The sequence below is a fragment of the Bartonella sp. P12B genome, assembly GCF_055796185.1.
The window spans coordinates 251175-276746 of record NZ_JBTTDI010000001.1; the positions used below are offsets into that span (position 1 = coordinate 251175).

Genomic DNA, 25572 nt, shown 5'->3' on the forward strand with positions numbered 1-25572 from the left:
ATTTTAAAGTAATAATTTGCGCTTTTGGGAAGATATCTTGTGTCGATAACAAGAATATTTTTAGTATTTTTATGTTAATATTCTGTTCTTAAAATATAGCAATGGAAAGTAAGAAGAGAATGACGCGTTTACCACAAAGACTTTTAAGCGGTTACCAGTCTTTTATAAAACATCACTTTTCATATGAAACAGCACATTATCAACAACTGGCCCTTGAAGGGCAGAAGCCTGAAGTTTTGGTTATTGCTTGTTGTGATTCGCGGGCAGTACCAGAAACGATTTTTGATGCTAAGCCTGGTGAAATTTTTACGTTACGGAATGTGGCAAATTTAGTTCCTCCCTTTTCTCCTGATAATCAATATCATGCAACATCAGCTGCTCTTGAATATGCCGTACAATTGCTTGAAGTTAAGCATATTGTTGTTTTCGGCCATGCTCACTGTGGAGGGGTGAGTACTGCTCTTAAAGGGACGTATAAGTCTTTATCGTCAAAAGATTTTATTGGTCAATGGATTGATCTTTTGGCACCAGCCGCGCAAGATGTTGTTCGGGATAAATCACTGACTAGGCAAGAGCAGCAAATCGCATTAGAGCAGATTTCTATTCGTCATTCGTTGAAAAATTTAGAGACATTCCCATGGATAAAGGCACGTAAAGAGCAGGACGTTTTGACCTTACATGGGGTGTGGTTTGATATCTCAAGCGGTGAATTGTGGAGTATAGAACAAGAAACAGGAGATTTTGTGCGTGTTAAGATTGAAGAACTTTGAAGTGTAATGTTTGCTATCTTTTAAAATAACTTTTAAAATAAAAGCTATTACATGATAAATCTTGACAAAGTTGGGGTTTTATTGTTTGAAAGAGCGAGCTTTCAGTGACAAAATTAACTTGGAGCCACCGACTGAGACCCCATTTTTAAGGGTATAAAGAGATCTCAGAGGTCAACATCCGACGGCGCGATGCGTTCTCGGATGTCATTTTGGTTTGTTTGTTGTGTAGCAATGAGGTAGATGATGTTTGAATCCTTACAAGAGCGGCTTGGTTCCATACTGTCCCATTTGACAGGGCGTGGTGCTTTGTCGGATCAGGATGTAACAGCGGCACTGCGCGAAATTCGTCGCGCTTTGTTAGAAGCCGATGTTGCACTTGATGTCGCACGTTCTTTTACTGATAGGGTTCGTGAAAAAGCTGTTGGGTCTGCAATTGTTAAATCAATTAAACCTGGACAGATGGTTGTTAAAATTGTTCATGATGAATTGGTTCGTGTCCTTGGAAATGAAGGCGTTGTGAGCGATTTAAATGCTCCGGCACCGGTTGTGATCATGATGATTGGTTTGCAAGGTTCTGGAAAAACAACAACAACAGCAAAGCTTGCAAAACGTTTTACGGACAAAAATAATAAAAAAGTTCTCATGGCGTCATTAGATACACGCCGTCCTGCGGCACAGGAGCAACTGCGCCAATTGGGAGAACAAGCAAAACTTGCAAGTCTACCTATTATTGCTGGGCAGTCTCCCGTCGATATCGCATCACGTGCGGTACAGGCCGCAAAATTGGGTGGGTATGATGTGCTGATTCTTGATACAGCAGGACGGAACCATATTGATGAAGCTTTGATGCTTGAATTGGCTGAAATTAAAGCATGTTCTTTGCCCCATGAAATTATGCTGGTGGCTGATAGTCTTACGGGTCAAGATGCTGTGCATTTGGCACGCTCTTTTGATGAGCGGGTGGGAATTACAGGAATTATCTTAACGCGGATGGATAGTGATGGTCGCGGTGGTGCTGCTCTTTCAATGCGTGCCGTGACTGGAAAGCCGATTAAAGCGATTGGAATTGGTGAAAAAATAGAGGCTTTGGAAGAGTTCCATCCCAGTCGTATTGCTGATCGTATCCTCGGAATGGGCGATATTGTTTCTTTGGTGGAAAAAGCTGCTGAAACAATGGATCATGAGAAAGCAGCTGCTTTGGCAAAAAAAATGCAAGCTGGAAAATTTGATCTCAATGACCTTGCAGAGCAATTGCAGAAAATGAAAAAACTTGGCGGAATGGGTGGCATTATGGGAATGTTACCGGGTATGGGTAAAGTAAAAGATCAGATTGCGGCTGCTGGACTTGATGACCGTTTGTTTAATCGTCAATTGGCTATTATTTCGTCAATGACACCCTTAGAGAGAGCCAATCCTGAGATTTTGAAACATAGCCGTAAACAACGCATTGCTAAGGGATCTGGTACAAGTGCTGCTGATATTAATAAGCTTTTGAAAATGCATCGCCAAATGACTGATATGGTCAAAGCTGTAGGTGGTAAAGGTAAAAGCGGACTGATGGGGAAAATGTTAGGAGGGCTTGGTGCTAAGATGGGGTTTGGTAGTATGGGAGCTGTTGGTGGAGATTCTGGAGCGCTTCCCGATTTATCAGGATTTGATCCAAAACAGCTCTCGACACTTCAAAAGCAGATTGAGAGTGGGAATGGAGGGAAGGGCCTGCCTGGTCTTCCAAGGCGTGGATTTACATTTCCTGGACTTTCCAATGGACCTGTAGAGAGGGGAAAATTTCCTCTGCATCCCAAGAAAAAATAAGATGCAAAGAGGGAAGGAAATATGATGCAGGAAAAAATGTTGGATGAATTGGCTCATTTGCGAGCGTCCATTGATAATTTTGATGCGGCCTTGATTCATATTTTGGCAGAGCGTTTTCGTTGTACAAAGGCTGTGGGGCATCTAAAAGCCCATTATAATTTGCCTATAGTCGATCCTGTGCGCGAGGAAAGCCAAGTTGCGCGATTGCGACAATTGGCTGTAGAGAGTCATCTCGATAACGATTTTGCTGAGAGATTTTTGAAGTTTGTCATTGAAGAGGTTGTGCGTCAGCATGAAATCATTGCTGAAGAGCGAAAACAAAGTCAATCAATTTAAACGAAAGCCAAGACTGATATAGGAGATAAAATATGGCATTAAAAATTCGTTTGTCCCGTGGAGGTTCAAAAAAACGTCCTTACTATCATATTGTTGTGGCGGATGTTCGTAGTCCGCGCGATGGGCGGTTTCTTGAACGTGTTGGTGCATGGGACCCAATGTTGCCTAAAGATGGACCGCGTGTAAAACTGAATGAAGAGCGTATCCAGTATTGGCTTGGTCAAGGGGCGCAGCCAACAGATCGCGTTTTACGGTTTTTGGATGCTGCTGGCTTGAAAAAGCGTCCAACCCGCAATAATCCACAAAAAGGTGAGCCTGGTAAAAAAGCACAAGAACGCATAGCCGCTGCAAAGCAAGCCGCTGAAGAAGCTGCTGCAGCCACAGAAGAAGCGTGATTATTCTGAAAACAGAATTAACTTTACTTTTAAACGTTTTTTGAAGAAAAATGATGATTATCCGTTTTTGTTTATCAAAAACGGGTCTTCTTTAAAAGGATGTTTGATTTTTTCAATCAACATTGGTTTTTTTAGAGGTCAAAGATTTTTTTAAAAATCAATGGCGCGACCTTTGATTTCCCAATCTCCATAGCGTGAGGGATCTTTGCCGCCGCGTCCGCCATTTTCTAAGGGCTTTTCTTCATCTGTTTCATATTTGCGCCTTTCTTCAGCTTCATGGAGAGCGCGTTGTGCCGCGGGAGAAAGGGGTTGCTGTTTATCAACTGGTGCTTTTTGTTCGCTTATTTTTTGGTCTTTTTTATCCATTTTACACCTATTCCATTGAAGAAGCAGAAAGAAAACCCCATCATATAATATTAATTGTATTTTATCATGGAGTTTTTTGAGTAATGAACATAATGCGTACGGCCATGCTTTTGGCTTTTATGACGGCTCTGTTTATGGGAGTTGGTTATCTTGTTGGAGGGGGCGGGGGGATGATCATTGCGCTTGTGATGGCAAGTGGTTTAAATTTTTTTTCTTATTGGAATTCGGATAAAATTGTTTTACGCATGTATAATGCACGGGAAGTTGATCAGAATTCATCACCGATTTATTATAAAATTGTCAGTGATTTAGCGAGGAATGCTTCTCTTCCTCAACCAAAAATTTACGTTATTGAGAGTGTTCAGCCAAATGCTTTTGCTACTGGGCGCAATCCGCAAAATGCGGCCGTTGCGGCAAGCACTGGACTATTGAAGATGTTAAGTGCAGAGGAAATTGCCGGCGTTATGGCGCACGAACTAGCGCATATTGAGCATCGTGATACGTTAACAATGACGTTGACTGCAACGATTGCCGGAGCAATTTCTATGCTTGGGAATTTTGCTTTTTTTATGGGGGGAACGCGTCATTCTTCAGAACATTCTCATGGTGGAGGGCTTGGGAGTCTTATAGCTCTTCTTGTGGCGCCTTTTGCCGCGATGTTGGTACAAATGGCCATTAGCCGTACGCGTGAATATGCTGCTGATCGTCGTGGAGCTGAAATCTGTGGTAATCCGTTATGGTTGGCTTCTGCGTTGCGTAAAATTGCCGATGGTGGACGTGGGGTCTATAATGAAGAGGCAGAGCATAATCCAGCAACAGCGCATCTGTTTATTATTAATCCCTTGAGTGGTGAAGGAGCTGATAGCCTTTTTTCTACCCATCCAGCGACGGCAAATCGTATTGCTGCTCTTTATCGGCAGGCGGAAGAAATGAAGGGAAAAATGGTCAAAAATACAGGATGGGATGAAGAAGGTGGTTTGCAGGAAAAGAATTCTCTTCAACGCGTTACAAAGCGTCCCTCTTGGCTTCGTTATGAAGATACAAAGAAATCTTGATCATAAAGTTTTTGAGGGAATAAAGACGTAAGGGTATTGATTTGAAACACAAGAAAGCGGGGCATGTGTCCGAAAAAAATGTTCCTGGTTTAGCTGTTCGGCAGGTGTGTGTTCGTCTTTTGGGGGCGGTGCTTGATAGGCATGCCTCTTTTTCTGGTTTAACAGATAATGAACATGGGCATCCACAATATTTAGGGTTTTCACAACGAGATCGTTCGTTGTGTCGTGCTATTTTGGCAGCAGCTTTGCGTCATCGGGGGCAGATTACAGCTGCTTTATCACGCTTTTTGATGCGCCCTTTGCCTTCGCAAGCCTTTTCACTTCAGCATCTTTTGCATGTCAGTGTGGCACAAATTCTTTACCTAGATATTCCTGATCATGCTGCACTTGATTTAGCCGTGCGTGTGGCTAAACTTGATCCACGTATGCGCCGTTTTTCGGGGGTAGTCAATGCTCTTTTACGCAATGTTGCTCGTGAGGCGGTGTTTTTACGCCAACAAGTGTCTACTATTGAAGAGGTTCCAGCGTGGTTTGGGCAGCTTTTGGTTTCAACTTATGGCAAAGAAAAAGCTGATCAAATTTTGGCCATTCAAAAACTTGAGCCTCCTCTCGATTTGACTGTTAAATCCGATAGTGTTGGGTGGGCTAAACGGCTTGAAGGTGTTGTTTTGCCTAATGGTTCTATTCGGTTGAGTCGTTTGAATTGTTCTGTTACTGATTTACCAGGTTATACAGAGGGGGCTTGGTGGGTTCAGGATTTTGCTGCGGCGTTGCCTGCTTCTTTACTTGGGAATATTAAGGGTAAAAATGTTGCTGATCTTTGTGCAAGCCCTGGCGGAAAAACAGCACAATTGGCTTTGCAAGGAGCTAAGGTGACAGCAGTCGATCTGTCTGCTAATCGGTTAAGGCGTTTAAAGGCGAATATGGAAAGGCTTCATTTTTCCGTTTGCACTTGGCTAGGGGATGTGAGAGATTTTCAACCTCAACAGCTTTTTGATGCTGTTCTTCTTGATGCTCCTTGCTCTTCTACAGGAACAATCCGTCGTCATCCAGATATTTTATGGACAAAATCGGGCGAAGATATCGCCAAATTAGCGGCGTTGCAATATGACTTGCTTGTCGCAGCAATTGCTTTGGTGAAAAAGGGGGGGTGTCTTGTTTTTTCCAATTGTTCCTTAGCAAGAGAAGAAGGTGAAGATCTTATTGAGAAAATTTTATCGGAACGTAATGACATTGTTTTAGAACCTATTGGTAGGGAGGAAATGGGCGCAATGGCGCATTTGCTCTCAGTTAAGGGGACTTTACGAACAACTCCTGCGGATTTTTGTCAGCAAAATGTTAACGTTGAGAAAAACCTGTTTTTAGGAATGGATGGTTTTTTTGCGGCACGCTTGCGGAAAGTGGCTTAATTAACGGTTCATTTACTAAAATGGCTGAAATTGTACATGATTCAGTACGGATGGAGTTGAAATTGTGGCGATTGCAGTAAAAGGTTCTCAGATAAAGGCATCGGACTTTGGGTATAGGATACACCAGTTTATACGGCGTTTATCGGTTGGTCCTCTGTTTCGTTGGCGGTTTTCGGGATTTCGTCCCCATAAAATTTTAGCGCATCCCATTGATTTGCATTTCGCTGATCCGATGATGGCGCACGAATTTTATCACGGTCGTTTTGCTTTTGCTGGCCATATTGTTCATGCTGGTGCTGTTTCGCCTTTTGCGTTGGTTCCACCCGCACCGGAATGGGAAGCGGCTTTGCATGATTTTCATTGGTTGCGCCATATGGCAGCAGCAGAGAGTGATTTGGCTGTAGCACATGCGCGTTCTCTCTTAGAGGATTGGCTTGATCATGGTGGTAAAAAAGTAAAGGGGCTTGCTTGGAGCGGGCCGGTTGTGGCACGACGTTTGATTTCGTGGATTTGCCATTCGAAAATGTTGTTGCAAGGGGCAAGTGAGCGGTTTGAAAAACGCTTTTTACGTGCGCTTGGTTTTCAATTTCGTTATTTGCGCACAACGATTTGGAGTATGGAAAACAATGAACAACGTTTACAAGCTGCTGCTGCTTTGACATTTGCCTCTCTTGCTTTGCCTATTTCTGCGGCAATCAAAAAAAAGGTACATACCTTCCTGAGAGAGGAGCTTTCACGCCAAATCTTGGTTGATGGTGGTCATATTTCACGTAGTCCTGCCATCTTGCTCAATTTGTTATCGGATTTGTTGTCTTTACGTCATCTTTTTATGAAAAGTAATGAAACAGCGCCGCGTATCCTCATTGATTCTGTTGAACGGATGTTGCCAGCTTTACGGTTTTTTATCCACGAAGATCAGACATTGGCGCATTTTAATGGGGTTGGACCACTTGTCTGTGAACGTTTATCAACCGTTTTAAAGCTTGATGAAACAGCTGGACACCCTTTTAGTTATGCACGTTATTCAGGGTTTCAACGTTTACAAGCCAATCAAACGACAGTGCTTGCAGATACAGGAAAATTTCCACCACGCTTTGTTGCACAACATGCTGGATCTGGATGTTTGTCCTTTGAAATGTCTTCACGAGGGAGCCGCTTTATTATCAATACCGGTGTTAACCCTTATGGACGCGAGGAATATCGGCATTTAGGACGTTTTACGGCTGCGCATTCAACAGCAACGGTTAATGATTGTTCAGTGGGCATTTTTCATAAAAAAAAGAGGAAAGGCGCTTCACTTTTGCTTGAGGGACCAACGGATGTTAAGGTGCGCCGTATAGAGGATTCAGAAAAAACTGGTTTTATTGCTAGTCATGATGGCTATGTGCGTCCTTTTAATCTTGTCCATGAGCGTGGTCTTATTTTAGCAACAAATGGGACAATGATCGAAGGTTTTGATCGCTTTTTCACGCCACCTAAGGGCCTTTCTAAAAGATATAAGGCAGATCAAAATGAACAGCATAATGTTGCTGTTCGGTTCCACCTTCATCCACACGTAGAAGTTAATTTTGATGGCAATGGTGTACGGTTAGTCGCTAAAGGGGGACAAGAGTGGTATTTTATATCACCTGATGCTGATATTTTTCTTGAAGATTCGATTGATTTTGCCGAACGCATAGGTCCGCAACGCACACAACAGATCGTGTTGTATTTCCGTCCTGCATTTCAAGAAAAAGTTCGTTGGCGCTTTACGTGCCATCCATAAACAATGATCAGATTCTTTATACGGATAAAGAGGAAACTATTCTTTGTGCGTTAAAAAAGATATTGTCTCCTTTCAGTGTATTTTGATAACGGCATATGCTATAAATGTGAGCGTATCTTTCTCGAATTGTCATTGTTTTTATTTTTAGGATTCTTCTTATGGGCGTTGTTGCAAAAAGTTTCCTCATACCTGATCTCCATCGGGTTCGTCGTGCTCTTCTTTCCGTGTCGAATAAAACCGATTTGGTTCCATTTGCGCAAGCGCTCCATACTTATGGTGTTGAATTGATTTCAACAGGAGGGACAGCTAAAGCTTTGATGGCTGCTGGTTTACCTGTTAAAGATGTTGCTGAAATTACAGGATTTCCAGAAATAATGGATGGGCGTGTTAAAACACTTCATCCTTTGATTCATGGTGCTCTCTTAGGTGTAAAACAGGATCCTAGCCATAGGGAAGCTATGGAAAAGCATGGTATCCATGGAATTGATCTTCTGGTGGTCAATCTTTATCCTTTTGAAGAGACTTCTCAATCCGGTGCTGATGAACAAACAATCATTGAAAATATTGATATTGGTGGACCGGCAATGATTCGCGCGGCGGCAAAGAATCATGCTTACACTGGTGTTCTTACAGCCGTGAGTGATTATGATGCAGTTCTTGCGGAATTAAAGAAGCATGATGGGTGCTTAAGTTTATCTATGCGACGTCAGTTGGCACTGCGTGCTTATGCACACACCGCTGCTTATGATGCCGCAATAGCGGCATGGTTTGCACAGAATTTAAAAGTTGAAACGCCATCGTGGCAGAGTTTTTCTGGTCGTCTTGAAAATGTTATGCGCTATGGAGAAAATCCACATCAAAAAGCGGCATTTTACCGTAATAGTGAGAAACGTTTTGGTGTTGCAACAGCTAAACTTTTGCAAGGGAAAGCACTCTCTTATAACAATATGAATGATACAGATGCGGCATTTGAACTTGTAGCAGAATTTGATTCTCAAAAGACTGCGGCTGTTGCGCTTATTAAGCATGCTAATCCTTGTGGTGTTGCAGAAGGGCGAAGTTTAAAAGAGGCTTATTTGAAAGCTCTGATGTGTGATAATGTTTCAGCGTTTGGTGGAATTGTTGCGTTAAATCAAACTCTTGATGAAGAATGTGCAGAAGAGATTGTCAAAATTTTTACAGAAGTGATTATTGCTCCTGATGCGACGGTGGCCGCACGTGAAATTATTGCTAGGAAAAAAAATCTTCGTTTATTGATAACAGGTGGTGTTCCTGATCCACGGAGTGAGGGGCTGCTTGTTAAAACACTTGCTGGCGGACTGTTGGTACAGTCGCGTGATAATAGGGTGGTTGATAATCTCAAACTGCAAGTGGTGACAAAGCGGGCACCAAGCCAAGATGAAATGCGTGATCTTCAATTTGCTTTTCGGGTAGTGAAGCATGTTAAATCAAATGCTATCGTTTATGCAAAAAAGTGCGCAACTGTTGGAATTGGTGCCGGTCAAATGAGCCGTATTGATTCAGCAAAAATTGCTGCGCGTAAAGCTGAAGAAAGCGCGCAAAGAGCGGGCTTAACAGAGTCTCCTGCTAAAGGGTCGGTGGTTGCATCGGATGCATTTTTCCCTTTTGCAGATGGTCTATTGGCAGCTGTGGAAGCTGGTGCAACAGCGGTTATTCAGCCGGGAGGGTCAATGCGCGATGAAGAAATTATTGCAGCAGCTGATGCCCATGATTTAGCTATGGTCTTTACAGGTGTTCGGCATTTTCGCCATTGATGCTTAGGGTAATTGCTCTCTACCCATGGGATCAGTTTCTCATGTTATAAGTGCATATCTGTTATGAAGTTATAGCACAACTCTTTTTTGTAATTTGCTCTATCTTACACTCAATGATGAGTTAAATGAGGTTTGGGGGTGAAGATATGAATATTCTACGTTCTTATAGTAATTGGCGTCGTTATCGACGCACAGTTAATGCATTAAGCCATCTTTCAGCACATGAATTGAATGATCTTGGCATTTATCGTGGTAATATTCATTCAATTGCACGCTATTATTCGCATAAATCTTTCTAGAATTTGTTCATGATAGCATTTAAGAGAGCATGTGTTGGAGTGGCATTTGTGTGCTTGCTGGTTGATATCACGTGCTGTTTTTTGGAAAAGCAATAAAGTGGTGTGTAAAATTTCAATACAACAGAACAGGGTATGCTCTGTTGTAGAACTTCTGTTTCTCAAAGAAAGAGCGTTTTATAGCCATATTTCAGCGGGGAGGTCTTTTTTCTCTTTTTTAGCGTTTTTGTCGCAAGAGGAAAAGAGAACCACCTAGAACACCAGCAGCTAAAATAAACCACGTGATGGCATAGACAAGATGATTATTTCGAAAATGCACAACCGTTAAGCCAGCAATGGGCAAGCTTTTTTGCGGGGCTGTTTTTTTTCCAGCATCAATAAAATAAGGAGCAACGCTGGATAAACCAAGTTTTTGAGCCATAGCAGGAAGATCACGGGTATACCATAAATTACTATCAGGATTATTTTTGCGTGGGAAAAATCCATTTTTTTCACTCATACGTAATAAACCTATGATCGTTATTTGCTCTGTATTTTGATTAGAATATTGATGGGTTGATCTTTCGTTATGTGTTTGCTCGGCTTTTTGAAAGTCATGACGTGCATCCATGGGAATAAAACCACGATTCACAAAGGTTAGGGTGTTTTCAGCTGTTTGTAAGGGGGTTAAAACCCAGTAGCCCGTGGTATTTTGCGCAACAGCAGTGACAAAAATATTTTTATCTGTCAAAAATTTCCCTGTAATGATGACAGGGCGATACTCATCTTTTTCAAAAGTAACATGTTTCCATTGATTTGGTGGTGGTGCTTTGATGGGAGGCAAATGGATACGTTGATTGGCACTGGTGATAAGATTCGTTTTCCAGTCTAATCGTTGTATTTGCCAGACACCTAGTGCGCTAAAGAGAAGAAAAAAACACGTCAATAAAATGCCAAAGAGAAGTGAAGAAAAACGGCTCTGTTTTTGTTGAGGCTCTGTCATAGTAGGAACTGTTGTGCTCATGATTAATGCTTCCCCTTGTAGAATGACACGTATTCTTTTAGCACTATTGGGTGTTAAAAAAAACATTTTGTACGTCTTTTATGGGAAATCATGCAAAAATTAGCTTACAAGAGATGCAAAAGATTCTACAAAAGACTTGACCTTTTGCTATCGACACCCTATTAGAAACAAAACTTCTCAATAATACCGTCCAAGGGGTTGTTGTGCGCTTTTTGCGTTGATTCTGTTTTTCGGGTATTGAGATTTAAGAGTTTCTTAGAGTTTAAAGGTGAAGTTTATGTCTCGTGCCTGCGAATTGACAGGGAAAACAGTTCTTTATGGTAATAATGTTAGCCATGCGAATAATAAAACGCGTCGTCGTTTTTTACCAAATCTTTGTAATGTGACGTTGATTTCAGAGGTGTTACAGCAGAGTTATCGCTTGCGTGTTTCGGCAAGTGCTTTGCGTTCTGTTGAGCACCGCGGTGGGCTTGATAGCTTTTTGGTTAAAGCTGATGATAAAGAATTGTCACAACGTGCCCGTTTGTTAAAACGCCAAATTATTAAGAAAAAAGCTGAAGAGAAGGCTGAAAAAGCAGCGTAGTTGCTTTTCGTTTCTAAGCTGTCGTTTGGCTTTTTATGCTTTGATTACTGTATTTTATTGGTTCCATACCCCAAGTTAAAAAAATGTCTTCAATACAGAGTCTTTTATTTGCACAGCGGGAGAGAAAGTATGTTGTTTTCTCTATCTTTGCGATGTGTTTTGCTGTAACCGCTTCTAATATTTTGGTGCAGTATCCTGTCTATTGGTTCGGTTTAAATGAAATCCTAACCTATGGTGCTTTTACCTATCCAATTGCTTTTCTGATCAATGATTTGACCAATCGTTTTTATGGTCCAGCCGCGGCACGGCGCGTGGTTTATGCTGGTTTTGTTTCTGGTGTTTTTGTTTCTTGGATCTTAGCTACACCGCGACTTGCAATCGCTTCTAGTTTAGCATTCTTATTGGGACAACTGCTTGATATTATTGTTTTTACTCCTTTGCGGCGTAAAACATGGTGGAAAGCACCTTTAGCAGCAGCGTTGGTTGGTTCAGCTTTGGATACGGTTTTATTTTTTTCCCTTGCTTTTGCTAGCTTTTTTTCCTTTATCGATCAGATGACAGGTTATCCCAATAGTTCGCTTTTGGGGACTACTCTTTTGGGAAAGGTTGAGATTCCAATTTGGCTCTCACTTGCTTTTGGTGATTTTTTAGTAAAAATTATTATGAGTCTGGTTATGTTGATTCCTTATGGAACAATCCTTAGAGCTGTAAAAGCTCCTCTTGGTAAAAATCATTCAAAAGATAAATCATCCTTTGTTGGGAACGAATAAGATTGATTTATCCCCTTCTGATTCTTGGAGGAAGAAGGGGATCGTTTTGTCTTTATAGAGGAATAATTTATAACGATCATTTATTCTTGCACATTTTGAACGAGAGTCTCGGATGTAATAGGTTTTTCCAATTTCAAATGCTCTCATCATCCATCAATAAAGATTGTTTCCTTTTATGTCATAAGGAGGCGGGGAGTGGTCAAAATCGTTTAAGAAAAAACGAACGATGTTTCTCGTGAAGCGTTTAAATATGAAAGTCTTTAACAGTATTGAGAGCTGAAAAATATACAAATGTAATATAATGGTGCTAGTTTGGATAGATGCCTCTTCCAAGGTCATAACGTGCTATCGTGCGGCTGATTTAAAAAGTTCTTTTTAATCTTTTATGGCGATGAGATTTTTTATTGCTAAAGAGCCCTTCTAATTGCTTTGTTATAGCACTGGCGAGCTCTTCAGCATTCATAATTGTAACAGCATGTTGATAGTAGCGCGTGACATCATGCCCAATACCAATGGCAATGAGTTCTATAGGAGAATGGGTTTGGATTTCTTGAATCACTGCGCGTAAATGTTTTTCCAGATAATTGCTGGAATTAACCGATAGAGTTGAATCATCAACAGGAGCTCCATCAGAAATGACCATGAGAATGCGGCGTTGTTCTCGTCGTGATAAAAGGCGTTGATGAGCCCAAATCAAGGCTTCACCATCGATGTTTTCTTTTAGCAATCCCTCCTGCATCATTAAACCTAAATTACGCCGTGCTCGACGCCATGAGGTATCGGCACTTTTATAGATGATATGACACAAATCGTTGAGGCGTCCTGGATTATGGGGTTTATTTTGGCTAAGCCACTGTTCGCGCGATTTTCCGCCTTTCCAAGTTTTTGTGGTAAAGCCTAAAATTTCAACTTTGACACCGCAACGTTCAAGTGTTTGTGCTAAAATATCTGCACAACTTGCCGCAACAGTAATTGGTCGTCCGCGCATTGATCCTGAATTATCAATGAGAAGAGAAACAACGGTATCACGAAAATGAGTGTTGCTTTCCATTTTGAAAGAAAGTGGTTGCATTGGGTCAATGATAAGACGGGAAAGCTTTGCTGTATCAAGATATCCTTCCTCAAGATCAAAATTCCAATTACGATTTTGTTGTGCCATAAGACGGCGCTGTAGGCGATTGGCTAAACGCCCGACAATGTTTTGCAGATGATTGATTTGCTTATCAAGATAATGACGCAACTGATCCAATTCGTTTTCAGAACAAAAATCCGTCGCTTCTAGCACTTCATCAAACTGTCGGGTGAAAATTTTATAATTACCAAGTCTCTCCATTTGTTCTGAAACAGTGAAAAGGCGTTTGGATTGGCTCGATTTTTTTTGCCAAGGCCTTTTGTCTTGTTCTTCCTCGGCTTTATCGCTGTCATTTGATTGTGTTGCTGGCGTTTTCCCGTTGTTTTTTGCATCACTTTCTTGTTCTGTTGTTGCTTGTTCCTCACTTTGTGTCTTTTTCTCTCTGTTGCTTTCTTCTCCTGCTTGATGTTCAGGTTCACACTGGTTTTTTAATTTTTTATTGTTTTCACTGTCAGAAATTTCTTCTAGTTGGATCGCCATTTTTAAGGCAACAAGCATTTGACGAACAATTCGTGCAAAAGCAGGTTGGTTGTAAATATGGTGTGTTAGTTCGTTCAATTCTTTCGCAGCTTTTTGTTCAATTTCTTGACGCCATAATTCTAAGACAGGTCCAGATTCTTTTGGGGGAGGGCGTTTCGTTATTTTTTCACGTAATAAAAGCGCAATGGCTTCTTGGATGGGGGCTTCACTTTGAGTGTTAATCTTTTGATAATGGGCCCTTTGATATTTATCGGCAAGCATACTGTCGAGATTTTGGGCAATTCCCTCCATGGTTAAAGTGCCGATTGCTTCAACACGTGTTTGCTCGAGAGCTTCAAAGACGGCACGTGCTTCTGATTCTTGTGGAATAAATTGTGCGTGAATGCGACTATCATGCCATGCCGTGCGTAGAGCCATGGAATCGCCTAATCCGCGTGTAATCGTTATGTCTTTCTTTGTTACATGGTGTGGCAATTCTGGTAAACGCGCATAATGTTCACTCAAAGATGGTCTGTTATGGCTAAAGGAAACTTCAAGCTTGTGCGTACCAGCAATGGCACGGATACAGGTGGAAAGTGCTTCTTTAAAAGCTATAGCATTAAGAGTAGAGGCGGGAGAATCATTGGTTAAATTTTTGCTGTTATCGCCAGTATCGGTAGTCATCATTGACAGATTCCTTAAGGCGAAACACCATGAATGAGTGATTCGGGAAGTTCTTCTCCAAAGGCACGTTGATAAAATTCGGCGACAGTGGCGCGTTCAAGTTCATCACATTTATTGAGAAAAGTCAGTCGAAAGGCAAAGCCAACATTTTGAAAAATGTCCGTATTTTCTGCCCAAGTGATGACTGTGCGTGGGCTCATGACTGTTGAAAGATCTCCATTCATAAAAGATTGGCGTACCATCTCAGCAACATGGACCATTTGTGAGATTGTCTTTTTTCCTTCTGTTGTTTGGAAAGATTTGACCTTTGAACAAACAATGTTAACCTCTTTATCATGAGGTAAATAATTGAGTATTGTCACAAGAGACCAGCGGTCCATTTGGGCTTGATTGATTTGTTGTGTGCCATGATAAAGTCCTGTTGTATCACCAAGACCAATGGTATTTGCAGTTGCAAAAAGGCGAAAGGCTGAATGCGGCGTGATGACACGGCTTTGGTCAAGCAAGCTTAGTCGTCCTGAAGCTTCGAGAACGCGTTGAATGACAAACATAACATCGGGACGACCTGCATCATATTCATCGAAAACAAGAGCAATGTTGTTTTGATAAGCCCAAGGCAAAATGCCCTCTTTAAATTCAGTGATTTGGAGTCCATCTTTTAAAACAATGGCATCTTTTCCTACAAGATCAATACGGCTGACATGGCTGTCGAGATTAATTCGTATACAAGGCCAATTAAGACGTGCCGCAACTTGTTCAATATGTGTCGATTTCCCAGTGCCATGATAACCGGAAATCATGACACGACGGTTAAATGCAAAACCCGCTAAAATCGCTAAAGTTGTTGGCTGATCAAAAATATAATCAGGATCTATATCGGGGACGTGGGCGCTTTTCGTGCTAAAAGCAGGGACTTTCATATCCGTATCAACATTAAACAGATCACGAGCACAAAGGGTGAGATCGGGCACATTTTCAACTGTTAGCTTTGTTTTTGTCATTGTTTTTCCGGAAGGGAAAGGGTGCTCTTTGTTCATTCGTTAAAAAACGATACAAGAGTTAGAACACTTATGCAATGCCCTATAATGAGACTTTTGGATATCAGAGAAGCCTTTTATCAGATGTTCTCTCATATGTTGCAACAAGTTGGCACCATTACACTCTTTTTTAGCGCAAAATGTTGCAACAATTCCTGCTATTTAGACGTTTCATTAAAGGCATTTTTACTCCTTTTTTTTCGTTGTGTATTCGCACGAGAGGCTTACTTGTGATGTGCAAAGGGATGGTTTTGATTGATATTCAACATGAGCAGGATTGAAATGAGAAAATCTGAGGATATTTGTGCCCCTCATTCAAGAGGCAAAACGACAAATTATAGGCATGTAAAATATTACGAAAACGTTCTTCTGAAGAACGGTTGCCGCCATTGGAATCGGGTTATCTTTATAAATCAAGACCTTGCTAAAAGTATGCTTCGTATAAGAATAGGTTTATATGGGGATGCGTTCCTCTAGCACAAACCAGATTTTTTGAGCAAATTATAGGCATGCAAAACATCGCGAAAACGTTCTTCTGAAGAACGGTTGCCGCCATTGGAATCGGGATGGTGTTTCTTTACAAGCTCTTTATATTTTGTTTTGATATCTTCAGATGAAGCGTTTGCTGGTAATCCCAATGTTTCAAAAGCTTTCGCTTCTAAGGGCTTTAATTTTCGTGATAAATTATTGGTTGAATGACGTTTGGTAAAGAGCGTGAAGGGATCACGCATACGGTTTTGGTAAGCAGCTGTTCCAGAGCGAATTTGTGCGTAATGTGCAGCTGTTTTTTTTGATGTGCCATTACTAAAATCGGTAGGCCATGTTGGACGATGTCCTGTAAGGGCATCCTTTTGGAACTTTGCAATATCTTTATCACTAAGGCCAGAGAAATAATTGAAATTTTTATTATAAGCACGCACGTGATCAATACAAAAAAACAGATATTGACCTTCGTGATTTCGACCTGCTGGCGCTTTATGGGCGCCTGCTTTCTCACAGCCTTCCCATTGACATTGCTGTACTTGTGATTCAGCCTGATCTTTTTTATTGGAGCTGATTCGAATTGAGTCGAATAATTTAGATGTTGTTACCATGTCTTTAGGTTTATGCAAAATTGATCGGTTTGACAAGAATTGACTTTTGAAAAATTTGTTCCCACACTCTTTGTTGACTAAAAAAGCCCATTCCAGAATTCATTTTTTTAAGGAACAAAAATGTCTACTCCAATTCAAACAATAATCACGATGAAACTCCAAGATGCTTTTCATCCACAAAAACTTGAAGTCATTAACGAGAGTCACCTTCATGAAGGGCATCCCCATGAAGAGCATGCTTTTGATGGGAAAGGGGAAACGCACTTTCGGGTGAAAATTCTCTCTTCTTCTTTTGCAAGCATGACGCGTGTGGAGATCCATCGAGCAATTTATCAAGTCTTGCAAAAAGAACTTGCTACTTCTGTTCATGCTTTGGCACTTGAAGTTGGATCCGTTTAATTTCTCTTTTTGTTTAAATTTTTCAAGAACGGGGATGCGCTTTTTGATAAATTTCTAATAAGCGGTCTGTATCAATATGGGTATAGACTTGCGTGGTGGAAAGGCTGCTATGGCCAAGAAGTTCTTGAATGGTTCGCAAATCTCCCCCCCGTGATAAAAGATGGGTGGCAAAAGAATGACGCAATGTATGGGGGGTGGCGGTTTCTGGTAAACCAAGACTTGCACGTAAGTTGCGAACAGCACGTTGAATTATGGCTGGCTGTAAAGGACCACCACGAGCACCACGAAACATTGGTTGGTTATTTGCCAAAGGATACGGGCAGCATTTGAGGTAATTGTGGACCGTTTCGTAGACAATTTTTATGAGCGGAACGAGGCGCGTTTTTTGACCCTTTCCAGTGACAAACAAACTCGTTTTTTCAGGATCAGAAAATTGTTCCGGTGTAAGTGCTAGAGCTTCTGATATCCGCATGCCACAGCCATAAAGAAGCATCAAAACAGCAGCATTGCGGGCAGTAATCCATGCCTCATTCTCCTGTTGATTTTCTTGTTTAACGATATGAAGGGCTGATTTTATAGCCAAAGGTTTTGGAAGCGATTTTGGTTGTTTTGGGGTTCTAACAAGCTTAGCAGCAGGGACATTGACGATGCCTTCTCGAGATAAATATCTAAAAAAAGAACGCAAACCCGCTATCCCACGGCTTAAAGAGCGAGCGCTGACCTTCTGTGTCCGACGATAAGCCAAATAAGCGCGCAAATCAATAACGCGCAAATTGGCTAGATCATCAAAAGTTGGCTCACATCCTAAATGTTGACAGAGAAAAAACAAAAATTGCCGCGTATCGCGTTCATAAGCTTGTGCTGTTTTTGTTGCCATACGTCGTGTTTGCACAAGATTATCTAACCAGTTTTTCCTTGCCGTTAAAAGGGCATGGTTGGCTGGAATCAGCAAGACATCTTTGCTTTTTCTATTGTCTTTTTTTGTGGGCATTTCTTAATTGAGGGTTTCTTTCTTTTTCAGTGTTTCCTTTTCAGAGTTATCGCTGTCTTTTTGTAGGGACTCTTCGTGATTCATAAGGCGCTTTTCACCTTTTAGAGAGAGTATTTTTAAAAGATTGTGCGTTGACATCAGATGCGCAAAAATTAACCCTAAAAAGCCGTTTTTATGGAGTTTGGCAAGTTGATTTGCCGAGAGTTTATTGAGTTTTTCTTCATCAACAACCCAAAAATGTTCCAATTGCGCTGAAAGGCCTTTGTCATTTTTTACATTGATGGATTTTTGACTAAGAAGGTCCATCTCCACAAGAGCATCAATAAATTCAGTGGTTTTTTCCATAGCAATTTTAAAGCTTTCAAGAAAATGAATACGCTCTTCCATAAAAGGAGAAATAGATCCATCTGAATTAAAGAGCTCTGTTCCTGCAACTTCATTGAACATGCCTGATTGCTGATCAAAACAAACGGAAAGTTCTTTTTCATTTTGCAGTTGTGCAAGAACAAAAGGATAACGACGGACAAAGGCCGGAACATAAGTATTTCGTTCCCAATTTTTATCAGAGGTGATGTAATCATTTTCGTCGTTAGAAAGACCGACAAGAGCAGCTGATGTGTAGTGTTTTTTCTTATTCTCGTCCTCTGCACACATAAACAAGATAGGGTAATCTAGGGCAGCTTGAAAATACTCACTACTTGCTAAAGGAACCCAATGTGTATCTTTGGCGAAGGACATATCGCTTGGAGGAGAAAATTTAAGGTTTTTATGGGTAACTTTATTAATTGGGGTAATATCTTTGTACAACAGCATAATATTTGCCATAAGGCTTCTCCTTATTATTCATTTGTTTTTGTTACCAAGAAAGGTCTTTTTGGAAGATTTTGATATGGCAACAAGATTTAATAGCAAAGTTATAAGACTTAGGGAATCATTTTGAAGAGATGATATTTTTATATGGAATATAATGGAAAAAAGCTTAAAAATAAAGTCCACCTTGCCATTATTGGTGTCCCTCATGGTATAAAAGGGGATGTTTTGATCAAAGTTTTAAGTGCTGAACCCCAGCGCTTAAAAGCTTATGGTACTCTTTATGATGATGGAGGGCGCTCTTATGAAATTGTAACGCTTCGCATGCAAAAAAAGAATGCGATTGTGCATTTTAAAGGGATTGAAGATCGCAATGCTGCTGAGAATTTAAAAGGGATTCACCTTTATGTTTCTCGTGATCAATTGCTTGATGATTTGGATGAGGATGAATTTTATCAAGTTGATTTAATTGGGCTTCGTGTTCAAGATTGTGTTGATCAAATTTTAGGAGAGGTGAGTGGTTTTTTTAATTTTGGAGCTGGTGATTTGCTTGAAATACGCTTGAATACAGGAAAAACTGTACTTATTCCGTTTAGCAAGGCAGCAGTGCTAGAAATTTGCATTGCTTATGGTTTTCTTGTTGTTGATCCAGTGGCCGCTGGTTTGAGCGATGATAAAAAGATTGAGGGTTTGAAGCAAAAATAAAAAATTAAAAGTGACGGCAACAAAATGAAAAGTGAAAAAACACAAGAATTAAGTTTTTGAACAGATGTGTTGGCGTTTTATCCTGAAATGTTTTGGGATTTTTAGAGCTTCTTAGCAGGGTAAGCACTCAAAAGAGCCGATAGGGTGATTGGAGACAGTGCAAGTGAGCGATTTTGCTTTGGATAAAGATTATAGCGTTGATGATACACTGGTTGATACTGATTGTAGTATGACTTGGGCGAAAGGTGAAATGAAAGAATAAAATGAAGTTTCAAGCACGCATTTTAACACTTTATCCTGAAATGTTTCCTGGATTTTTAGGGTATTCCTTAGCAGGGCAGGCTTTAAAGCAGGGAATATGGTCATTGGAGACAGTGCAAATTAGAGATTTTGCTTTAGATAAACACCATAGCGTTGATGATACACCAGCTGGTGGTGGCGCTGGTATGGTGATGCGGGCGGATGTGTTAGCGGCCGCACTCGATAGTTGTCCACATGATTCGCCAAGATTGTTGATGAGTCCACGTGGGCGACCTTTTAACCAAACTTATGCGCGCTCTTTGGCATGTGAATCGGGAGTAACCTTGGTTTGTGGGCGTTTTGAAGGCGTCGATGAGCGGGTCATAGAAGCGCGGAAATTGGAGGAAGTCTCCATCGGTGATTATATTCTTTCAGGGGGAGAAACGGCGGCATTGGTTGTTTTGGATGCACTTATCCGTCTTCTTCCTGGCGTTATGGGGAATGCACTTTCTGGAGAGTGTGAAAGTTTCGAGAATGGTTTGTTGGAACATCCTCACTATACGCGTCCTGCTGTTTTCGAAGGACGAACTATTCCACCAGTGTTAACATCAGGCCATCACAAAGCTATCGCGGATTGGCGCCAACAACAAGCTGAACTGATAACACGTCAACGTCGTCCTGATCTTTATGCACGTTATCATAAAAATCGTCAGAAAACTTGATTCATCTTGTAAGGTAGTGTATTGCATAGCTCTCTCTTGAGAGCGTTTTTCTGTGAAGAATGTTCTGTCGTTCCAAGATAATGAAGAAATGGTGTATTCGCTCCTGCATAAAGCATAGCCTAAAGAACTTCTTTTCTTTGTATGAAAAGGCTTTTTCGGTAAAAGTTGAGCGCTCTGACTGTTCGATAAAGAATATGAAGGATGAAAGAAATGAATATTATCGCACAGCTTGAAGCTGAACAATGTGCAAAAATTGAAGCAAAGCGCCAATTACCTGCTTTCCAACCAGGCGATACAGTTCGTGTCATGGTGCGCGTGACTGAAGGCACACGGACTCGTGTTCAGGCATATGAAGGAGTTTGTATTGCACGTTCAGGCGGTGGGTTGAATGAAACTTTTACAGTGCGTAAGATTTCTTATGGCGAAGGTGTTGAGCGCGTTTTTCCAATTTATTCTCCCTTGATTGAAGCTGTTGAACTTGTGCGTCGCGGTAAAGTGCGTCGTGCAAAACTTTATTATCTTCGTGGCTTGAGAGGTAAAGCTGCGCGTATCGCGGAAAAAAGAGATTACCGGAAAAAAGCTGAAAAAAATGCTGGACCTACAGAAGGAACAGCCGTTGATTTAGATGCCGCAACACAAGTTTCCGAGTAAGGCTTGTCTCTGCTGGAATTTATGTCAAAGTATCTTTATGCTGCTTCCTAGAAGCTCAAGAAGTAGTTTTGCGTCAGTCTGTAATGTCAAACTTCTCAAAATTTCTGTTCCTTATAATGATGGCTAAAATCTGAAAGTGAAGTTTTCAGAAGAAGAATTGTTGATGTTCAAAAAAAGAATTAAGTATACTTGAAAAAATGTATGTTTCTCTTTGAGAAAAGATGTTAGACCTTTGACGTAAAGATAAAATTGTATTAAATTAAGGCGGGTTTTACAGCTTGTGGCTGTGGAGCAATCGGTTTTTTTATGCGTGACCTTTAATCCGTTATTTGAGATAACCGACCTGTAAGATTGGTATCTTTAAGATGCCAAATTAAGTGGAAATGATAATGCATTTGGCCGTTTTGTGCGAATTTTATCGCTCATAATGCGGTTGTAATAAAGCCAGGTCAGGATGTTTTATGACAGAGACAATTAGGATGAAAGAGCGCCCTCGTTCTCCCCATGTGAGTATTTATCGTTGGACCATCACCATGGCGATGTCCATCGCACATCGTATTACCGGTATGGCTCTTTATTTCGGAATAGTCTTTCTTGCCCTTTGGTTGGTTGCAGTCAGCTGTGGGGCGGAGGCATTTAGAATGGTCAATGAGATTTATAGTTCTTGGCTTGGCCTTTGTGTCTTGTTTCTTTATACTTTAGCTGGGGTTCATCATATGGTTGGTGGTATTCGTCACATTGTTTGGGACCTGAAACCTTGCCTTTTGGCTAAAAAAAAGGCTACGGTGACTGCTTGGGCAACAGTGTTTATTTCTCTTATTGTTACCCTTGTCATTTGGGCTATTGGCTATAGCAATATTTAGCTGGGGGGTGGAGAGGCTATGAAAAAAGATTTTCGAACAGAACTTGCAAAAGTACGCGGGCGTGGAAGTGCTCATGAAGGAACAGAGCATTTTTGGTTGCAGCGTTTGACAGGTTTTATCAATCTACCGCTTTTGATCTTTTTTATCGTTGTTATTCTTTCCCTCGTTGGAAAGGACTATAGCATTGTCCGTGCACGGCTGGCGCACCCTGTTGTTGCTGTTTTAATGGGATTGATGACTCTTTCGGTCCTTTATCATATGAAACTTGGAATGCAGGTGGTTATTGAGGATTATATTCCTCGCGAGGGTTTCCGGTTATTGTTCTTGGTCTTAAATATTTTGTTTTGTTTTGTTTTGGGAGGTGTCATCATTTTTGCTCTTTTGAAAATTGCGTTGGGGGGCTAAAAATATGGTAAGCACAGGATCTCCTCTGAGTGCTAGAGCAGGGAATGCTCCTTATAGCACTGTAGATCATAAATTTGATGTTGTTGTTGTTGGTGCAGGGGGAGCTGGTTTGCGCGCTACGCTTGGTATGGCAGAGCAAGGATTAAAAACAGCTTGTATCACAAAGGTTTTCCCAACGAGGTCACATACGGTTGCAGCACAGGGGGGCATTGCTGCTTCACTTTCTAATATGGGACCTGATAATTGGCAATGGCATTTGTATGATACGGTAAAAGGGTCTGATTGGTTGGGTGATACTGATGCAATGGAGTATTTGGTGCGTAATGCACCTGCTGCTGTGTACGAATTAGAACATTATGGAGTGCCTTTTTCACGAACGCAAGAAGGTAAAATTTATCAACGTCCTTTTGGGGGGCATACAACACAGTTTGGTGAAGGTCCACCTGTGCAACGCACTTGTGCAGCAGCCGATCGCACGGGACATGCCATCTTGCATACCCTTTATGGACAAAGCTTAAAACATAATGCGCAGTTTTTTATTGAATATTTCGCTCTTGATTTGATCATGACTGATGGTGTGTGTACCGGTGTTGTGGCGTGGAATCTTGATGATGGTACAATCCACCGTTTTTCGGCAAAGATGGTGGTTTTGGCAACTGGTGGTTATGGACGAGCTTATTTTTCAGCAACATCAGCACACACCTGTACTGGTGATGGTGGTGGAATGATTGCACGTGCGGGATTGCCCCTTCAGGATATGGAGTTTGTGCAATTTCATCCTACAGGGATTTATGGTTCCGGCTGTCTCATTACTGAAGGAGCGCGTGGTGAAGGGGGCTATTTGGTTAATTCTGAAGGTGAACGCTTTATGGAGCGGTATGCACCTTCCTTTAAGGATTTGGCTTCACGTGATCTCGTTTCACGCTGTATTACACTTGAAATTCGTGAAGGGCGTGGTGTCGGTCCAAGAAAGGATCATATCCATTTGGTCCTCAACCATATTGATCCCGCTATCTTGCATGAGCGTTTACCAGGAATTTCTGAATCCGCGCGGATTTTTGCAGGGGTTGATGTAACAAAAGAACCTATCCCTATCCTTCCTACGGTTCATTATAATATGGGCGGTATTCCTACCAATTATTATGGGGAAGTTCTCAATCCAACAGCTGATTCGCCTGATCGTGTTCAACCAGGTTTGATGGCTGTAGGAGAGGCTGGATGTGCTTCTGTCCATGGTGCTAATCGTTTGGGGTCAAATTCATTGATTGATCTGGTCGTCTTTGGGCGTGCCGCTGCAATTCGTGCCGGTGAGGTCATTGATCGGGATGCGGAAATTCCACCCCTTAATGAGGATGCTGTTGACCAAATTATGGCGCGTTTTGATCGTTTGCGTTTTGCTCAAGGTGGAACACCAACTGCTGTGTTGCGCGAAAAAATGCAACGGACTATGCAAGAAGATGCTGCCGTGTTTCGTACAGAAGAGTCTTTGCAACAAGGATGTCGGCGGATAAGCCAAATTTGGGATGAATTGTCTGATCTCAAAGTAACAGATCGCTCATTGATATGGAATTCTGATTTGGTCGAAACATTAGAGCTTGAGAATCTGATGGCCAATGCAATTACAACTGTTTATTCTGCAGAAGCGCGTTTAGAAAGTCGGGGTGCGCATGCGCGTGAAGATTATCCAGAGCGTGACGACAAAAATTGGCGTAAACATACCCTCTCGCATTTGTCAAAAGAAGGTAAGGTAACTTTGTCCTATCGACCTGTCCATGTCGATCCGTTAACATCTGAAGCAGATGGGGGAATCGACTTAAAACGCATTGCACCTAAAAAACGTGTTTACTAAGGGGAGAATAAACTATGGTACAGATTAAGCTTCCCAAAAATTCTCAAGTAAAACCGGGAAAGGTTTGGCCTAAACCTGAAGGTGCTACCCAACTGACAGAATTTCATGTTTATCGTTGGTCACCAGATGATGACAAAAATCCTCATCTTGATACCTATTATGTAGATCGTTCCGCTTGCGGTCCAATGATTCTCGATGGACTTTTATTTATCAAGAATCATATTGATCCAACTTTGACACTTCGTCGCTCATGCCGTGAAGGAATTTGTGGTTCATGTGCCATGAATATTGATGGGACGAATACATTGGCTTGTACCAAAGGGATGGATGATGTGAAGCATCCCATTAAGGTATATCCTTTGCCTTCCATGCCTGTTGTTAAAGATTTGGTGCCTGATTTAAAGCGCTTCTATGCCCAACATCGTGTGATTGAGCCTTGGTTGCAAACCGTTTCTCCTGAACCTGCGAAAGAGTGGTTACAAAGCCATTCCGATCGTCAAAAAATTGATGGGCTTTATGAGTGTATTTTGTGTGCTTGTTGTCAAACATCATGTCCAAGTTATTGGTGGAACGGTGATCGTTATTTAGGACCAGCTATTTTGCTTCAAGCTTATCGCTGGATTGCTGATTCACGTGATGAGATGTGTGGTGAGCGCCTTGATAATTTAGAAGATCCTTTCCGACTTTATCGCTGTCATACGATTATGAATTGTACGCAAACTTGTCCAAAAGGGCTAAATCCAGCTAAGGCAATTGCTGAGATTAAAAAACTCATGGTTGAACGCCGTCTTTAAAAAACTTATCAGTTCATCAGAATCATATGAGAAATGAGAAGATCGGTAAGGTTTTTGCATTTTTTCAAAGGTATACACGGAATTTAATTTACAAAAGCTTATTGGCTTTATAGGCAAATTAAAAAATAATACTTCTTACCCTTAAAAAGGGAGCGTCTTTTCTTTTGAGCAAAAAAGATGATTCATTGTAAAACTCTATCTTGAATGTCAAATACATAAAGAAAGGGATTTACGCTGTCTAGAGAGTTATGGTTCCCCCATAAGGCGCGCTTAATCCTCATAAATCTTTAGAGGCAACCAATTTTGTCTTCTTTTATAGTATGAAAACAGAAATCTTCACTGTCGTTTAAGTTTTTATTTTCTCATAATTTTTGAACAGTAAAGTATAGGCGGTGTATATTT

The 25572-nt window shown here is 41.2% G+C and carries 26 protein-coding genes; 19 read left to right on the forward strand and 7 right to left on the reverse strand.

The window, feature by feature from the left end:
• Nucleotides 1–119: 119 nt before the first annotated feature.
• The 4 genes from AC0QT1_RS00995 to rpsP all read left to right on the forward strand — a co-directional run bounded on the left by AC0QT1_RS00995 (nucleotide 120) and on the right by rpsP (nucleotide 3313).
• Nucleotides 120–770: a carbonic anhydrase gene (locus tag AC0QT1_RS00995; protein WP_473199822.1), complete on the forward strand. Its 651-nt coding sequence runs from the start codon at nucleotides 120–122 to the stop codon at nucleotides 768–770.
• A 243-nt stretch (nucleotides 771–1013) separates the two neighbouring features.
• The gene (ffh, locus tag AC0QT1_RS01000; RefSeq protein WP_473200017.1) at nucleotides 1014–2582 is read left to right on the forward strand and encodes a signal recognition particle protein; all 1569 of its coding nucleotides are present in this window, start codon (nucleotides 1014–1016) and stop codon (nucleotides 2580–2582) included.
• A gap of 24 nt (nucleotides 2583–2606) precedes the next feature.
• On the forward strand, nucleotides 2607–2918 hold the full coding sequence (locus AC0QT1_RS01005) for a chorismate mutase (RefSeq protein WP_473201510.1): 312 nt from the start codon (nucleotides 2607–2609) through the stop codon (nucleotides 2916–2918).
• A gap of 32 nt (nucleotides 2919–2950) precedes the next feature.
• Nucleotides 2951–3313 (forward strand): 30S ribosomal protein S16, encoded by a 363-nt coding sequence (rpsP, locus tag AC0QT1_RS01010; protein ID WP_473199821.1) that lies wholly within the window; start codon nucleotides 2951–2953, stop codon nucleotides 3311–3313.
• Between the two features lie 150 nt (nucleotides 3314–3463).
• Here rpsP and AC0QT1_RS01015 read toward each other — a convergent pair whose 3' ends face one another.
• Complete coding sequence (locus AC0QT1_RS01015) at nucleotides 3464–3679, reverse strand: DUF1674 domain-containing protein (protein ID WP_473199820.1); 216 nt, start codon at nucleotides 3677–3679, stop codon at nucleotides 3464–3466.
• Between the two features lie 83 nt (nucleotides 3680–3762).
• On the opposite strand from AC0QT1_RS01015, the gene htpX reads away from it, so the two are divergent.
• The 5 genes from htpX to AC0QT1_RS01040 all read left to right on the forward strand — a co-directional run bounded on the left by htpX (nucleotide 3763) and on the right by AC0QT1_RS01040 (nucleotide 9982).
• A complete protein-coding gene (gene htpX, locus AC0QT1_RS01020; RefSeq protein WP_473199819.1) occupies nucleotides 3763–4734 on the forward strand; it encodes a zinc metalloprotease HtpX in 972 nt (323 codons plus the stop codon).
• A gap of 41 nt (nucleotides 4735–4775) precedes the next feature.
• Entirely contained in the window at nucleotides 4776–6143 is a 1368-nt protein-coding gene (locus AC0QT1_RS01025; protein ID WP_473199818.1) for an RsmB/NOP family class I SAM-dependent RNA methyltransferase, read from the forward strand.
• Nucleotides 6144–6207: 64 nt separating this feature from the next.
• On the forward strand, nucleotides 6208–7908 hold the full coding sequence (locus AC0QT1_RS01030) for a heparinase II/III family protein (protein ID WP_473201457.1): 1701 nt from the start codon (nucleotides 6208–6210) through the stop codon (nucleotides 7906–7908).
• 158 nt (nucleotides 7909–8066) lie between these two features.
• A complete protein-coding gene (gene purH / locus AC0QT1_RS01035) occupies nucleotides 8067–9683 on the forward strand; it encodes a bifunctional phosphoribosylaminoimidazolecarboxamide formyltransferase/IMP cyclohydrolase (protein ID WP_473201458.1) in 1617 nt (538 codons plus the stop codon).
• Nucleotides 9684–9829: 146 nt separating this feature from the next.
• On the forward strand, nucleotides 9830–9982 hold the full coding sequence (locus AC0QT1_RS01040) for a DUF1127 domain-containing protein (protein ID WP_473199815.1): 153 nt from the start codon (nucleotides 9830–9832) through the stop codon (nucleotides 9980–9982).
• Nucleotides 9983–10196: 214 nt separating this feature from the next.
• Here the strand turns inward: AC0QT1_RS01040 and AC0QT1_RS01045 are convergent, their stop codons facing one another.
• Entirely contained in the window at nucleotides 10197–10982 is a 786-nt protein-coding gene (locus AC0QT1_RS01045) for an SURF1 family protein (RefSeq protein ID WP_473200015.1), read from the reverse strand.
• 277 nt (nucleotides 10983–11259) lie between these two features.
• Between AC0QT1_RS01045 and rpmB the strand changes: the two genes are divergently transcribed.
• Nucleotides 11260–11565 (forward strand): 50S ribosomal protein L28, encoded by a 306-nt coding sequence (rpmB, locus tag AC0QT1_RS01050; protein ID WP_473199814.1) that lies wholly within the window; start codon nucleotides 11260–11262, stop codon nucleotides 11563–11565.
• A gap of 83 nt (nucleotides 11566–11648) precedes the next feature.
• Nucleotides 11649–12335: a VUT family protein gene (locus tag AC0QT1_RS01055; RefSeq protein ID WP_473201459.1), complete on the forward strand. Its 687-nt coding sequence runs from the start codon at nucleotides 11649–11651 to the stop codon at nucleotides 12333–12335.
• Nucleotides 12336–12696: 361 nt separating this feature from the next.
• Here AC0QT1_RS01055 and cobT read toward each other — a convergent pair whose 3' ends face one another.
• From cobT to AC0QT1_RS01070, 3 genes are all read right to left on the reverse strand, one after another.
• Nucleotides 12697–14610 (reverse strand): cobaltochelatase subunit CobT, encoded by a 1914-nt coding sequence (gene cobT / locus AC0QT1_RS01060; RefSeq protein WP_473201511.1) that lies wholly within the window; start codon nucleotides 14608–14610, stop codon nucleotides 12697–12699.
• 14 nt (nucleotides 14611–14624) lie between these two features.
• Nucleotides 14625–15611 (reverse strand): cobaltochelatase subunit CobS, encoded by a 987-nt coding sequence (gene cobS, locus AC0QT1_RS01065; RefSeq protein ID WP_473201460.1) that lies wholly within the window; start codon nucleotides 15609–15611, stop codon nucleotides 14625–14627.
• 509 nt (nucleotides 15612–16120) lie between these two features.
• Nucleotides 16121–16741: a J domain-containing protein gene (locus AC0QT1_RS01070; protein ID WP_473199811.1), complete on the reverse strand. Its 621-nt coding sequence runs from the start codon at nucleotides 16739–16741 to the stop codon at nucleotides 16121–16123.
• 120 nt (nucleotides 16742–16861) lie between these two features.
• Between AC0QT1_RS01070 and AC0QT1_RS01075 the strand changes: the two genes are divergently transcribed.
• Complete coding sequence (locus tag AC0QT1_RS01075) at nucleotides 16862–17140, forward strand: BolA family protein (protein ID WP_473199810.1); 279 nt, start codon at nucleotides 16862–16864, stop codon at nucleotides 17138–17140.
• 22 nt (nucleotides 17141–17162) lie between these two features.
• Here AC0QT1_RS01075 and AC0QT1_RS01080 read toward each other — a convergent pair whose 3' ends face one another.
• Entirely contained in the window at nucleotides 17163–18131 is a 969-nt protein-coding gene (locus AC0QT1_RS01080; protein ID WP_473199809.1) for a tyrosine recombinase XerC, read from the reverse strand.
• 3 nt (nucleotides 18132–18134) lie between these two features.
• A complete protein-coding gene (locus AC0QT1_RS01085) occupies nucleotides 18135–18956 on the reverse strand; it encodes a SapC family protein (protein ID WP_473199808.1) in 822 nt (273 codons plus the stop codon).
• A 132-nt stretch (nucleotides 18957–19088) separates the two neighbouring features.
• Between AC0QT1_RS01085 and rimM the strand changes: the two genes are divergently transcribed.
• The 7 genes from rimM (at nucleotide 19089) to AC0QT1_RS01120 (ending at nucleotide 25170) form a co-directional block, all read left to right on the forward strand.
• Nucleotides 19089–19646, forward strand: a complete 558-nt coding sequence (rimM, locus tag AC0QT1_RS01090) for a ribosome maturation factor RimM (protein ID WP_473199807.1) — start codon at nucleotides 19089–19091, stop codon at nucleotides 19644–19646.
• A 263-nt stretch (nucleotides 19647–19909) separates the two neighbouring features.
• Nucleotides 19910–20608, forward strand: coding sequence for a tRNA (guanosine(37)-N1)-methyltransferase TrmD (gene trmD, locus AC0QT1_RS01095; RefSeq protein ID WP_473201461.1), 699 nt, complete (start codon nucleotides 19910–19912; stop codon nucleotides 20606–20608).
• 210 nt (nucleotides 20609–20818) lie between these two features.
• The gene (gene rplS, locus AC0QT1_RS01100; protein ID WP_473199805.1) at nucleotides 20819–21259 is read left to right on the forward strand and encodes a 50S ribosomal protein L19; all 441 of its coding nucleotides are present in this window, start codon (nucleotides 20819–20821) and stop codon (nucleotides 21257–21259) included.
• 461 nt (nucleotides 21260–21720) lie between these two features.
• A complete protein-coding gene (gene sdhC, locus AC0QT1_RS01105) occupies nucleotides 21721–22122 on the forward strand; it encodes a succinate dehydrogenase, cytochrome b556 subunit (RefSeq protein ID WP_473199804.1) in 402 nt (133 codons plus the stop codon).
• 18 nt (nucleotides 22123–22140) lie between these two features.
• Nucleotides 22141–22527 (forward strand): succinate dehydrogenase, hydrophobic membrane anchor protein, encoded by a 387-nt coding sequence (sdhD, locus tag AC0QT1_RS01110; RefSeq protein WP_473199803.1) that lies wholly within the window; start codon nucleotides 22141–22143, stop codon nucleotides 22525–22527.
• A gap of 4 nt (nucleotides 22528–22531) precedes the next feature.
• Complete coding sequence (gene sdhA, locus AC0QT1_RS01115) at nucleotides 22532–24376, forward strand: succinate dehydrogenase flavoprotein subunit (protein ID WP_473201462.1); 1845 nt, start codon at nucleotides 22532–22534, stop codon at nucleotides 24374–24376.
• A 14-nt stretch (nucleotides 24377–24390) separates the two neighbouring features.
• The gene (locus AC0QT1_RS01120; RefSeq protein ID WP_473199801.1) at nucleotides 24391–25170 is read left to right on the forward strand and encodes a succinate dehydrogenase iron-sulfur subunit; all 780 of its coding nucleotides are present in this window, start codon (nucleotides 24391–24393) and stop codon (nucleotides 25168–25170) included.
• The last annotated feature ends 402 nt before the right edge of the window (nucleotides 25171–25572 follow it).

Bases quoted from the DNA above. Each gene is read 5' to 3' on its own strand.
- AC0QT1_RS00995 (WP_473199822.1), top strand. From the start codon at position 120: ATGACGCGTTTACCACAAAGACTTTTAAGCGGTTACCAGTCTTTTATA.
- ffh (WP_473200017.1), top strand. From the start codon at position 1,014: ATGTTTGAATCCTTACAAGAGCGGCTTGGTTCCATACTGTCCCATTTG.
- AC0QT1_RS01005 (WP_473201510.1), top strand. From the start codon at position 2,607: ATGCAGGAAAAAATGTTGGATGAATTGGCTCATTTGCGAGCGTCCATT.
- rpsP (WP_473199821.1), top strand. From the start codon at position 2,951: ATGGCATTAAAAATTCGTTTGTCCCGTGGAGGTTCAAAAAAACGTCCT.
- AC0QT1_RS01015 (WP_473199820.1), bottom strand. From the start codon at position 3,679: ATGGATAAAAAAGACCAAAAAATAAGCGAACAAAAAGCACCAGTTGAT.
- htpX (WP_473199819.1), top strand. From the start codon at position 3,763: ATGAACATAATGCGTACGGCCATGCTTTTGGCTTTTATGACGGCTCTG.
- purH (WP_473201458.1), top strand. From the start codon at position 8,067: ATGGGCGTTGTTGCAAAAAGTTTCCTCATACCTGATCTCCATCGGGTT.
- AC0QT1_RS01040 (WP_473199815.1), top strand. From the start codon at position 9,830: ATGAATATTCTACGTTCTTATAGTAATTGGCGTCGTTATCGACGCACA.
- AC0QT1_RS01045 (WP_473200015.1), bottom strand. From the start codon at position 10,982: ATGAGCACAACAGTTCCTACTATGACAGAGCCTCAACAAAAACAGAGC.
- rpmB (WP_473199814.1), top strand. From the start codon at position 11,260: ATGTCTCGTGCCTGCGAATTGACAGGGAAAACAGTTCTTTATGGTAAT.
- AC0QT1_RS01055 (WP_473201459.1), top strand. From the start codon at position 11,649: ATGTCTTCAATACAGAGTCTTTTATTTGCACAGCGGGAGAGAAAGTAT.
- cobT (WP_473201511.1), bottom strand. From the start codon at position 14,610: ATGACTACCGATACTGGCGATAACAGCAAAAATTTAACCAATGATTCT.
- cobS (WP_473201460.1), bottom strand. From the start codon at position 15,611: ATGACAAAAACAAAGCTAACAGTTGAAAATGTGCCCGATCTCACCCTT.
- AC0QT1_RS01070 (WP_473199811.1), bottom strand. From the start codon at position 16,741: ATGGTAACAACATCTAAATTATTCGACTCAATTCGAATCAGCTCCAAT.
- AC0QT1_RS01075 (WP_473199810.1), top strand. From the start codon at position 16,862: ATGTCTACTCCAATTCAAACAATAATCACGATGAAACTCCAAGATGCT.
- AC0QT1_RS01080 (WP_473199809.1), bottom strand. From the start codon at position 18,131: ATGCCCACAAAAAAAGACAATAGAAAAAGCAAAGATGTCTTGCTGATT.
- AC0QT1_RS01085 (WP_473199808.1), bottom strand. From the start codon at position 18,956: ATGGCAAATATTATGCTGTTGTACAAAGATATTACCCCAATTAATAAA.
- rimM (WP_473199807.1), top strand. From the start codon at position 19,089: ATGGAATATAATGGAAAAAAGCTTAAAAATAAAGTCCACCTTGCCATT.
- trmD (WP_473201461.1), top strand. From the start codon at position 19,910: ATGAAGTTTCAAGCACGCATTTTAACACTTTATCCTGAAATGTTTCCT.
- rplS (WP_473199805.1), top strand. From the start codon at position 20,819: ATGAATATTATCGCACAGCTTGAAGCTGAACAATGTGCAAAAATTGAA.
- sdhC (WP_473199804.1), top strand. From the start codon at position 21,721: ATGACAGAGACAATTAGGATGAAAGAGCGCCCTCGTTCTCCCCATGTG.
- sdhD (WP_473199803.1), top strand. From the start codon at position 22,141: ATGAAAAAAGATTTTCGAACAGAACTTGCAAAAGTACGCGGGCGTGGA.
- sdhA (WP_473201462.1), top strand. From the start codon at position 22,532: ATGGTAAGCACAGGATCTCCTCTGAGTGCTAGAGCAGGGAATGCTCCT.
- AC0QT1_RS01120 (WP_473199801.1), top strand. From the start codon at position 24,391: ATGGTACAGATTAAGCTTCCCAAAAATTCTCAAGTAAAACCGGGAAAG.